Here is a 9496-nt window from a genome sequence, read left to right as displayed (position 1 = left end):
CCCGGCGACATCGCCCTCCGGGGTGCCCTCGCGGCCCTGGCGGCTCATGGCGCCGGCCCGAGCGACCCCCCGTGGCCGTCGGTCCGCGGCGTCTCCTGCGCGGGTCTGTGCAGCAGCCGGTCGGCGACCCGGTTGACCATCCGGTCGGCCCGCACGGTCCGCAGCCGCAACGCGTCGACCGTCTCGTCGGCCATCCCCCCGCTGGTCTCCCGCACGATCCGGCCCAGGTCGATCTCCTCCAGCACGGCCCTGGTGAGCGTCACCAGGTCGACCCGGGCGATCACCCCGTCGACGTCCAGGCGCGCGGCGATCCGGTCGACGTCGACGCGGGCCGCGACCCGGTCCACGTCGATCCGCGCGGCCACCTCGTCCACGTCCAGCCGGGCGGCCACCCGGTTCACGTCCACCCGCTCGATGATCCGGTCGACGTCCACCCGCTCCACGATCCGGTCGACGTCCACCCGGTCCGCGAGCGCGTCGACGTCGGCGCGGCCCGCGATCCGCATCATGTCCACCCGGTCCGCGACCCGGTCGACGTCGATGCGGTCGGCCAGCGCGTCGAGGTCGAGCCGGTCGACGACGGCGGCCGTCAGCGTCCGGATCAGCCGGTCCGTCACCGACTCCGCGGTGGACAGCCCGAACCGCACCGCGCGCTCGACCGCGCGGCGGGGATCGACGAGATGGAGCAGGGTCACCCGGTCATCGCAGCACCTCCCCGGCACGGCCGCCTCATCCGCAGCGGGTGAACCGCGCCCGGGCCTGAGCCGGGTGGGGCGAAGATCACAGCTCCGCGGCCTCATGGCCGCGCGGCGCGCTGAGTACGGTGACTCCGTGCCGAAGAGCAAGAACACGTTCTCATCCTGGCGGCGTCGCCTCACACAGCGCGCCGTCCACGCGGGCTGGGCCTGGGTGCAGCGCACCGGCTCGGTGACGGCCGAGAGCCCCGGTCGTTTCCGCTTCGGCTCGATCGGCGCCCACACCCGCCTGGCCTTCCCGCTCGGCACCGTCTTCGGCGAACCCTGGATCCACCTGGGCTCCCACTGCATCGTCGGCGAGCAGGTCACGCTCACCGCCGGCCTCATGCCCGACCTCGACCTCGGCCCTGAGCCGATCCTGCGCATCGGCGACGGTGTGGTCCTTGGCCGCGGCAGCCATGTCATCGCCGACACGACGGTCACCATCGGCAGCGACTGCTACTTCGGGCCGTACGTCTACGTGACGTCGACGAACCACTCCTACGACGATCCCCACGAGCCCATCGGCAAGCAGTGGCCCCGCATGGAGCCGGTGGAGATCGGGCCGGGCTGCTGGATCGGCACCGGCGCGGTGATCCTGCCGGGCGCGCGGATCGGACGGAACGTCGTGGTGGCGGCGGGGGCGGTCGTCAGGGGCGTGGTGCCCGACCACGCCGTGGTGGCGGGCGCGCCCGCCCGGGTCGTACGACGCTGGACGGCCGCCGAGGGCTGGCAGCCGCCACTCAGGACGCCGGCGCCGGTGCCGCTGCCCGACGACATCACGTCCGAGCAGTTGCGCGCGCTCTCGGCGCTGGACGAGGAGACGGCCGCGCGGCTCGCCGAGCTGGACGCGGAGACGGTGGCCCGGCTCGCCGAGCTCGACGCCGACGCCTAGCCGGGGTCTGTCGTCGGGGAGCCGGCGAGTGACGACAACGCGGCAGATGTGCGTGCCAGGGCCCGCGGCGCCGAGCTGATCCAAACGACAGGCCCTGAGGGCCGGTTCAGCCCGTCGCCAGCAGGTGTGTGCCGACCAGGGCGAGGCCGGCACCCGCCGCCTGCACGCCCCGCAGGCGTTCGCGCAGCACCCCGCGCGCGGCCAGCGCGGTCACCACCGGGTAGAGCGAGGCGAGGACGGCGGCCACAGTGACCGGGCCGTGCTGGGCGGCGACCGCGTACGTGCCGTTCGCCGCGACGTCCGCGAGCCCCACGAAGGCGAGGGCGGGCACCGAGGCCCAGGGGAAGCGGCCCCCCGGCAGGGCCTCGGCGCCCCGCCGCACGGAGACGTACAGGGCGGCACCGCCCGCGGCCACGTTCGTCAGCCGCTGCACGAACAGGGCGAGGAACAGGCCCGGGACCGTCGTGGAGGCCTCCGCGATCAGCGCGAACACCGCGCCGAAGCCGAGCGCCGCGATCAGGGTGAGCACGATGGCCTGCCGCTGCACGCCCGCGCCGCCGCGCTGGGGACCGCCCGCCAGGACGACTCCGGCGACGGCCACCGCGATCCCCGCGACCTGCACCAGGCCGGGGCGCTCGCCGAGGAGGAGGCCCACCCCGACCGGTACCGCCACGCTGAGGGTGGCCAGCGGGGAGACCACGCCCATGGGTCCGAGGGCGAGTGCCTTGTAGAAGGCGATCATCGCGACCGGGCCGGCGAGGCCCGCCGCGAGCGCGAACCACAGCCGCGGGCCGGCCTCGCTCCAGCCGCCCGTGGCCGCCACGAGCGCGCCGAGCACGGCGGCGGCGATGGTCTGCGAGACGACCACCACGGTGAGCGCGGGCAGACGCCGCGTCAGCAGTCCGCCGCCGAAGTCGGCAAGGCCCCACAACAGGCTGGTGGCCAGGGCGAAGAGTGCTGTCACGGTCGGCCTCGCAGTACAGTTCGGTGAACGATCGGGTGCACCCCACCGTAGTTCAGCGAAGTGAACCCTGTCATCCAAAATATTGACCTCGACCGGCAAGGGCATTGGACGGAACGTGTCGGACCTCGATCTGCTGACCCAGTCCCTCGCGCGCAACGTCAAGCGCTGGCGCAACGAGCGCGGCTTCACCCTGGACACCCTCGCCGCCCGCGCCGGGGTCAGCCGCGGCATGCTCATCCAGATCGAGCAGGCCCGCACCAACCCCAGCATCGGCACGGTCGTCAAGATCGGTGACGCTCTCGGTGTCAGCGTCACCACGCTGCTCGACTACGAACAGGGCCCGAAGGTCCGCATCGTCCCCGCCGACCAGGCGGTACGCCTGTGGCACACCGACGCGGGCAGCTACAGCCGGCTGCTGGTGGGCACCGAGGCGCCCGGCCCCCTGGAGATGTGGGAGTGGCGGCTGATGCCGGGCGAGGGCAGCGCCTCCGACCCGCACCCCGCCGGCACGGTCGAGCTCGCCCATGTGACCGAGGGCGAGCTGACCGTCACCGTCGACGGCGCCGATCACCGGGTTCCCGCCGGAGCCAGCGTCACCTTCGAGGCCAACGCCCCGCACCGCTACGGCAACTCCGGAGCGGTCCCGGTGGAGTTCGTGCTGACCGTATCCGTCCCGCCGGTGCGCTGAGCACGCCTGTTAGCGTGCGGTCATGGACGCACCCATCGGACACTTCGACACCGCGCTGCCCGCCCCGGACGCCCTCGACGAGCTGACCGGCCCGGTCGCCGACGCCGTACGCGACTGGCGCGGCAGCGTCCCCGCGGAGCAGATCGTGTACGTCGACACCGACCCCCAGTGGGCCGACACCGCCGTCTTCGTGCAGCACTACGGCCAGGAGCTGCTGGAGCGGTCCGCGAACTGCGTCGTGGTGGCGGGCAAGCGGGGCGGCGAGACGACCCTGGCCGCGTGCGTGGTGCTCTCCACCACCAGGGCCGACGTCAACGGCGTGGTGCGGCGCCGACTCGGCGCCCGCAAGGCGTCCTTCGCGTCCATGGACGTCGCGACGGGGGAGACCGGCATGGAGTACGGCGGCATCACCCCGATCGGCCTCCCGGAGTCCTGGCCGGTGCTGGTGGACTCGGCCGTCGTCGACCTGCCGTACGTCCTGGTGGGCAGCGGACGCAGGCGCGGCAAGCTGCTGGTGCCGGGCAAGGCGTTCGCGGAGCTGCCGGGAGCGGTCGTGCTGGACGGGCTGGGCGTGGCCTGACCGGCGTCAGGACGCGGAGGCCAGGCCGAGGTACTGCTCCGCGAACGCGGTCGCGGCGGCGGGCGACTCGAAGAGGCGGCGCAGCCGGGCCAGGGTGGTGCCCGCCCGGTAGGCGTCACCGCAGGACGCGCCGTGGTACACCTCCGACAGCCACTGCGAGAACTCCTGGTAGTCCCACACCCGGCCGAGGCAGGCCGCCGAGTAGCCGTCCAGCCCGGCCGGGTCGCCCTGGGTGAGGTACGCGACGAGGCCGTCGCCCAGCAGGAACGCGTCGTGCAGGGCGAGGTTCATGCCCTTCGCCGCGATGGGGGCGGTGAGATGGGCCGCGTCCCCGGCCAGGAACAGCCGGCCGAACACCATCGGTTCGACCACGTGGTTGTGCATGTCCAGGACGCGCTTCTCGATCAGCCTGCCCTCGGTCAGCGGCGGCCGGTCGGCGGCGCCCAGGCGTTCCTGCAGCTCCGCCCAGACCCTGTCGTGCGGCCAGTTCTCCGGGTCGTCGCCGGGCGGGCACTGCAGGTAGTAGCGGGTGACCTCCGGGCTGCGGGCCATGTGCCCGGCGAAACCGCGCGGATGGACGCCGAACACCACGCAGTCGCTGGACGGCGGTGCCTCGGCCAGCAGCGCCAGCCAGCCGACGCCGTAGTCGTGCCGGGCGATCCGGGCGTCCCGCGGCAGCACGGTCCGCGTCACTCCGCGCGCGCCGTCGCAGCCGGCGACGAAGTCGCAGTGCACGAGGTGCCGTTCGCCCGAGTCCGGGTCCGTGTACGACACCGTGGGGTGGTCCGAGTCCAGGCCGTGCAGCTGCACGTCCCGCACGCCGAACCGGATGGCGCCGCCGCGCACGTCCGCGTACTCCCGCACCAGGTCGGTGACCAGCAACGGCTGCGGATAGACGTAGTGGTGATGTCCCGTCAGTTCGTGATAGTCCAGCCGGTACCGCCCGTTGCCGAACCGGAACTCGCACGCGGTGTGCGTCTGCGCGTGCTTCAGCAGGCCGTCCGCCAGGCCCCGTCGCTCCAGCTCGCGGACCGCCCACTCCTCCAGCACACCCGCCCGGGGCCGCCGCTCGATGAACTCGCGGGTCTCCGTCTCCAGGATCAGACAGTCGACCGAGGCGGCCCGCAGCGCGTTCCCGACGGTGAGCCCGGCGGGTCCCGCACCCACGATCACGACCGGAAAGCGGCGCGCGGACGGGGACTCGGGGCGGGGTGCGAGGGAGGTCACCCGGTCATTATGACGGTGAACCGACAGGCGCAGCCCGGGCGTTGGCGTCCCGCCCGCCGTACGCGGCCGGGTTCGGCCTGCGCCGGTCAGCCGAGGCGCGGGATCTCGATGGCGGGGCAGCGGTCCATGACCATGTCGAGACCGGCGGCGCGGGTCCGCTCGTACGCGGCCTCGTCGACGACACCCAGCTGGAACCAGACCGCCTTGGCGCCGATGGCGGCCGCCTCGTCGGCGACCGGCCCGGCGAGATCGCTGTTGACGAAGACATCGACGACGTCGACCTCGAAGGGGATGTCGGCCAGTGAGGCGTACCCCTGCTCGCCGTGCACCGTCTCCGCCTTGGGGTGCACGGGCACGATGCGCTTGCCGAACCGCCGCAGGACGTCGGCGACGCCGTAGGCCGCCCGCCTCTCGTTCGTCGACAGGCCCACGATCGCCCAGGTGTCACCGAGCTCGGTGAGGATCTTGCGGACTGTTGCTGAGTCGCCGTACACGCTCGGTCTCCTCGGGAATCTGCGAAGGTTTACCCAGCCGACAACAGAGCGTACGGCGCGGTGATTCCTGTGCGGTGAGGTGCGGGCGTGGCCCGGTGCGCGGGCCACGCCCTCCGTGGGGCCTACCGCTGGGTGTAGATGAAGCCGATCTTGTCGACCGCGTCGCCGGAGCGTCCGTGGAAGCCCGCGATCTGCCAGCCGCTCGGGGCGGTGCGGGTCACGCAGTCGGACGTCGTGGTGCCGCCGGCCAGGGTGCGGCCGAGGTTGGTCGTGTACTTGGCGTAGAAGATCCGCGTGTGGCCGCTGTACTGGTCCTGGCACAGATAGGCGCTGGTGACGTACTCGCCGCTGCCGAGGGTGAGGGAGGCCGCGGTGCCGCCGGTCCCGCCGTGCGCGAGCGTGGTGCCGTTCGCCAGGGTGAGGCTCATCTGGTCGACACGGGAGCCGCTGCGCAGACCGACGGTGGTGGCGCGGGCGCCGGCCGGCACGCTGTCGATGTCGTCGTAGTAGTCGCCGTGCGGGCCGCCGAACTGGTCGCTGAACTGGAAGGCGGAGTTGCGCGACCAGGTGAAGCCGACGGTGATCGGATCGTGGTCGGAGAGCATCAGCCCGGCGTCGGTGAGGAACTTGGCGTGCTCGTTGTTGTACGACGTCGCGTTCAGCGAGACGAGCTTGCTGCCGCGGTAGAGGACCTTGTCGACGACCTCGCAGGTGTTGGGCACGGTGGCCCCGGACTGGTCGCAGACCAGCGCGTCGCTGCCCTTGGCGGGCGGGGTGCCGCCCCGTATCAGCTGCACCCAGGCGTCCGTGAGGCCGTTGGCGGAGGCGAACTCGGCGATGGTGTCGGCGGAACGGGTGTACCGGGTGTTGGTGTCGCCCATGACCACGACGGCGTTGCCCGCCGAGTGGGACTTGATGAAGGCGGTGAGCTGGTTGAGGTTGTCGGCGCGGGAGGCCTCGTCGCCGTCGTTGGTGCCCGCGTTGGTGTGCAGGTTGTAGAAGTCGACGTAGACGCCCTCGGCCAGGCGCTCGCGCATGAAGGTGAAGCCCTTGGGGGTCAGGCAGTCACCGGAGTCGACCTGGCAGGAGTTCCACCGGACCCGCTCGAAGTCGTCGGTGTCGTAGGGGATCTTCGACAGGGTGTTGAGGCCGCTGCCGATGCCGGCGCCGCCGCTGGTCGGGGTGCGGTAGGCGTGCGCGGTGTCGGCGGCGTAGAGGTAGGCGTGGTAGTTGAAGTCCTCCTCGACGTGCACGATGTCGTAGGGGGCGATGCGCTGGCCGATGGCGGTGGTGCTGGTGTCGCGCGGCGTGGAGGCGCTGGAGAGGCTCTCGGGCAGGCCCGCCACGTTGTAGCTCAGGACGCTGAAGGAACCCGAGTCCGCGGCGGCCGCCGAGGGAGCGGTCGCGGTGAGCCCGCCGAGCGCGGCGGCAGCCGCGGCCAGGCAGGCGAAGAGTCTGCGCATGGGGTGTGTCTCCTGTGGAGGGAAAGCGGTTGCGGTGAGGAGCGTGACAGAAGTTACCGCCGGTTACCCCAGGCCTGTCGAGTGTTTGGACGCTCTTTCACAGGAGTTGCCCGCCGTACACGGGCGGTTCGGCCGGCGGTCGGGGAGGGCGCCGGGCATTGTGTCCCGCGTGCGGTCGTTTGCCGCCTCCTTGTCCGGAATCCGTGCCGGATGACTGCGCCAGGCCCTTCCGCCGCCTACGCTCACCCCGTGCTGCGCATCACCGACGCCCGAACCGGCGAGTCCGTCGAAGCCGCTCCCGCCCGCCGGGGCCTGACCCGGGTCGAGGCCCACACGACAGGGGCCGACACCGGCGCCCTGCGCGTGCTGCTGGTCGCCGACCTGCTCGTGCGTGCCCTGGAACTCGGCGGTACCCCCGTGTGGTCCGTGCTGACCTGTGAGGGACAGCGGGCGGAACTCGGGGCCCGGGCCGCCGCGCTCGGCATCCACCCCTTCGAGGACAGCCGGGAGGTGGGGTCAGGGCTCGGCGAGGCGCAGGTCCTCCACGTCGTGGCGCAGGGAACCGCGACGCCCGACGGGCCCACGCTCGCCGTCGCCCCGGTCCACGGCGCGTCCGAGGACGCCGACCCGGCCGCCCTGCGCCTGGCCCTGCTCGCCCGGGACCGCACCGCACCGGCCGCCCTCGACCCGGCCGTCCTCGACGAGGCCCACGCCACCCTCGCCCGCTGGCGCGGCCGCGTGGCCGCCTGGGCGCGGCAGCCGTCCCGGCCCATCCCGGACGAGGCACGCGCCCGGCTGCGCACCGCCTGGGAGGACGACCTGGACGTGCCCGCCGTGCTCTCCACCCTGACCTGGGTGGAGACCTCGCCCGACCTGCCGGACGGCGCCCGCTTCGAGACGTACGCCTACGCCGACCGGCTCCTCGGCCTCGAGCTCACCCGCGACCTGGGAGCCCCGGCGTGATCGCCCGCATGGGCGCCGGACCGCTGCGCCGGCTGGTCGTGCTGCGGCACGCCAAATCCGCCTGGCCCGCGGGAGTCCCGGACCACGAGCGGCCCCTCGCACCGCGCGGCCGCCGGGACGCCCCGGCCGCGGGACGCGCCCTCGCCGAGGCCGACTGCCTGCCCGACCTCGCCCTGTGCTCCACCGCCGTACGCGCCCGTCAGACGTGGGAACTGGCCTCGGCCCAGTGGGGCACGCCCCCGCCGGTACGCCGGGACGCCAGGCTGTACGCCGCCGAGGCGGCCGACCTGCTGGACGTCGTGCGCGAAGTGTCCCCGGAGGTCGAGACGCTGCTGCTGATCGGGCACAACCCCGGACTGGAGGACCTGGTCCTGGACCTCGCCGGGGACGGTCTGGACGACGCCCTGGACGAGGTGCGCGTGAAGTTCCCGACCTCGGCGATCGCCGTCCTGGCCTGGTACGGCACCACCTGGCGGGCACTCGCCCCGGGCGCGGCCCTGCTGACGAGCATGATCGTGCCCCGGGGGAAGAAGAAGGGCGGGGCGAAGGGCTGAGCCGGCCACACGCACGCGTGGCCGCCGCCGCGGGACCGGCTCGCCGCCCTCGGGCCCGGCACGAGGAGGGCGAGCAGTGCGCCGGGGCGACCACGGCGTCGGGGCGCGGGGGCCGTCGGCGCGCCCCAGCGTCGTCGTCGCGACGGGGGAGAGCGGACCGGCGGCGAGCGTCGCGATGCCCGTCTGGTGGCCGGATGCGGCGCAAGCCTTCCCGACGCGGGCCTGCACCTGCGGCGGGGCCCCGGTGCGCATCCGCCGCATAGGGTGGGCGGATGCAGGACGAGTACCGCACAGTGGCCCACGCGGGCGTGCACGAGACCGAGGTCAACCGTTCCCGCTTCCTGTGCGCCCTCGCCCCGGCGGCCACCGAGCGGGAGGCCCAGGACTTCATCGCCGCCGTCCGCAAGGAGCACGCGGACGCCACCCACAACTGCTGGGCCTACGTCATCGGCGCCGACGCCTCCGTGCAGAAGGCGAGCGACGACGGCGAACCGGGCGGCACGGCCGGCGTCCCGATGCTGCAGATGCTGCTGCGCCGCGAGATGCGCTATGTCGTCGCCGTCGTCACCCGCTACTACGGCGGCGTCAAACTCGGCGCGGGCGGCCTCATCCGGGCCTACGGCGGCGCGGTCGGCGAGGCGCTCGACGCCCTCGGCACCCTCACCCGGCGCCGCTTCCGGCTGGCCACGGTGACCGTCGACCACCAGCGCGCCGGCAAGGTGCAGAACGACCTGCGCTCCACCGGCCGCGCGGTACGTGACGTCCGTTACGGCGAGGCCGTCGTCATCGAGATCGCCCTGCCCGACGCCGACGTGGACGCCTTCCGCGCCTGGCTGGCCGACGCCACGGCCGGGACGGCCGGGTTCGAACTGGGCGGCGAGGCCTACGGGGACGCCTGACGTTCCCCCCAAAACGCCCATAACGGGCGGGTGCG

Annotated in this window: 11 protein-coding genes; 6 read left to right on the top strand and 5 right to left on the bottom strand. The window is 73.4% G+C overall.

The genetic code is table 11. The features are described 5' to 3' along the window. Nucleotides 1-44: 44 nt before the first annotated feature. Nucleotides 45-695: a hypothetical protein gene (locus LN251_RS35175; protein ID WP_458248175.1), complete on the bottom strand. Its 651-nt coding sequence runs from the start codon at nucleotides 693-695 to the stop codon at nucleotides 45-47. A 136-nt stretch (nucleotides 696-831) separates the two neighbouring features. On the opposite strand from LN251_RS35175, the gene LN251_RS35170 reads away from it, so the two are divergent. Continuing rightward, nucleotides 832-1629: an acyltransferase gene (locus LN251_RS35170; protein WP_458248174.1), complete on the top strand. Its 798-nt coding sequence runs from the start codon at nucleotides 832-834 to the stop codon at nucleotides 1627-1629. A gap of 106 nt (nucleotides 1630-1735) precedes the next feature. Here the strand turns inward: LN251_RS35170 and LN251_RS35165 are convergent, their stop codons facing one another. Then, a complete protein-coding gene (locus LN251_RS35165; RefSeq protein WP_458248173.1) occupies nucleotides 1736-2593 on the bottom strand; it encodes an EamA family transporter in 858 nt (285 codons plus the stop codon). A gap of 115 nt (nucleotides 2594-2708) precedes the next feature. Here LN251_RS35165 and LN251_RS35160 point away from each other — a divergent pair, with 115 nt between their 5' ends. Next, a complete protein-coding gene (locus LN251_RS35160; protein ID WP_362986789.1) occupies nucleotides 2709-3281 on the top strand; it encodes a helix-turn-helix domain-containing protein in 573 nt (190 codons plus the stop codon). Nucleotides 3282-3303: 22 nt separating this feature from the next. Beyond that, complete coding sequence (locus LN251_RS35155; protein WP_458248172.1) at nucleotides 3304-3861, top strand: YbaK/EbsC family protein; 558 nt, start codon at nucleotides 3304-3306, stop codon at nucleotides 3859-3861. 6 nt (nucleotides 3862-3867) lie between these two features. Here the strand turns inward: LN251_RS35155 and LN251_RS35150 are convergent, their stop codons facing one another. The 3 genes from LN251_RS35150 to LN251_RS35140 all read right to left on the bottom strand — a co-directional run bounded on the left by LN251_RS35150 (nucleotide 3868) and on the right by LN251_RS35140 (nucleotide 7045). Further along, complete coding sequence (locus LN251_RS35150; RefSeq protein ID WP_458248171.1) at nucleotides 3868-5088, bottom strand: 4-hydroxybenzoate 3-monooxygenase; 1221 nt, start codon at nucleotides 5086-5088, stop codon at nucleotides 3868-3870. Between the two features lie 86 nt (nucleotides 5089-5174). Continuing rightward, nucleotides 5175-5582: a CoA-binding protein gene (locus LN251_RS35145; protein WP_058926690.1), complete on the bottom strand. Its 408-nt coding sequence runs from the start codon at nucleotides 5580-5582 to the stop codon at nucleotides 5175-5177. Between the two features lie 122 nt (nucleotides 5583-5704). Next, the gene (locus tag LN251_RS35140) at nucleotides 5705-7045 is read right to left on the bottom strand and encodes a jacalin-like lectin (RefSeq protein WP_458248170.1); all 1341 of its coding nucleotides are present in this window, start codon (nucleotides 7043-7045) and stop codon (nucleotides 5705-5707) included. A gap of 210 nt (nucleotides 7046-7255) precedes the next feature. Between LN251_RS35140 and LN251_RS35135 the strand changes: the two genes are divergently transcribed. From LN251_RS35135 to LN251_RS35125, 3 genes are all read left to right on the top strand, one after another. Further along, the gene (locus tag LN251_RS35135; RefSeq protein WP_458248169.1) at nucleotides 7256-8008 is read left to right on the top strand and encodes a hypothetical protein; all 753 of its coding nucleotides are present in this window, start codon (nucleotides 7256-7258) and stop codon (nucleotides 8006-8008) included. After that, nucleotides 8005-8562 (top strand): SixA phosphatase family protein, encoded by a 558-nt coding sequence (locus LN251_RS35130; RefSeq protein WP_458248168.1) that lies wholly within the window; start codon nucleotides 8005-8007, stop codon nucleotides 8560-8562. Before LN251_RS35135 ends, LN251_RS35130 begins: the two co-directional genes overlap by 4 nt. 272 nt (nucleotides 8563-8834) lie before the next feature. Beyond that, nucleotides 8835-9461 (top strand): YigZ family protein, encoded by a 627-nt coding sequence (locus LN251_RS35125; protein ID WP_458248167.1) that lies wholly within the window; start codon nucleotides 8835-8837, stop codon nucleotides 9459-9461. Nucleotides 9462-9496: the final 35 nt, after the last annotated feature.

This window comes from Streptomyces sp. MAI_2237, from assembly GCF_054189285.1.
Note: the sequence above shows the minus strand (reverse complement) of the source record. Positions and strands in the feature narration are given on the sequence as shown.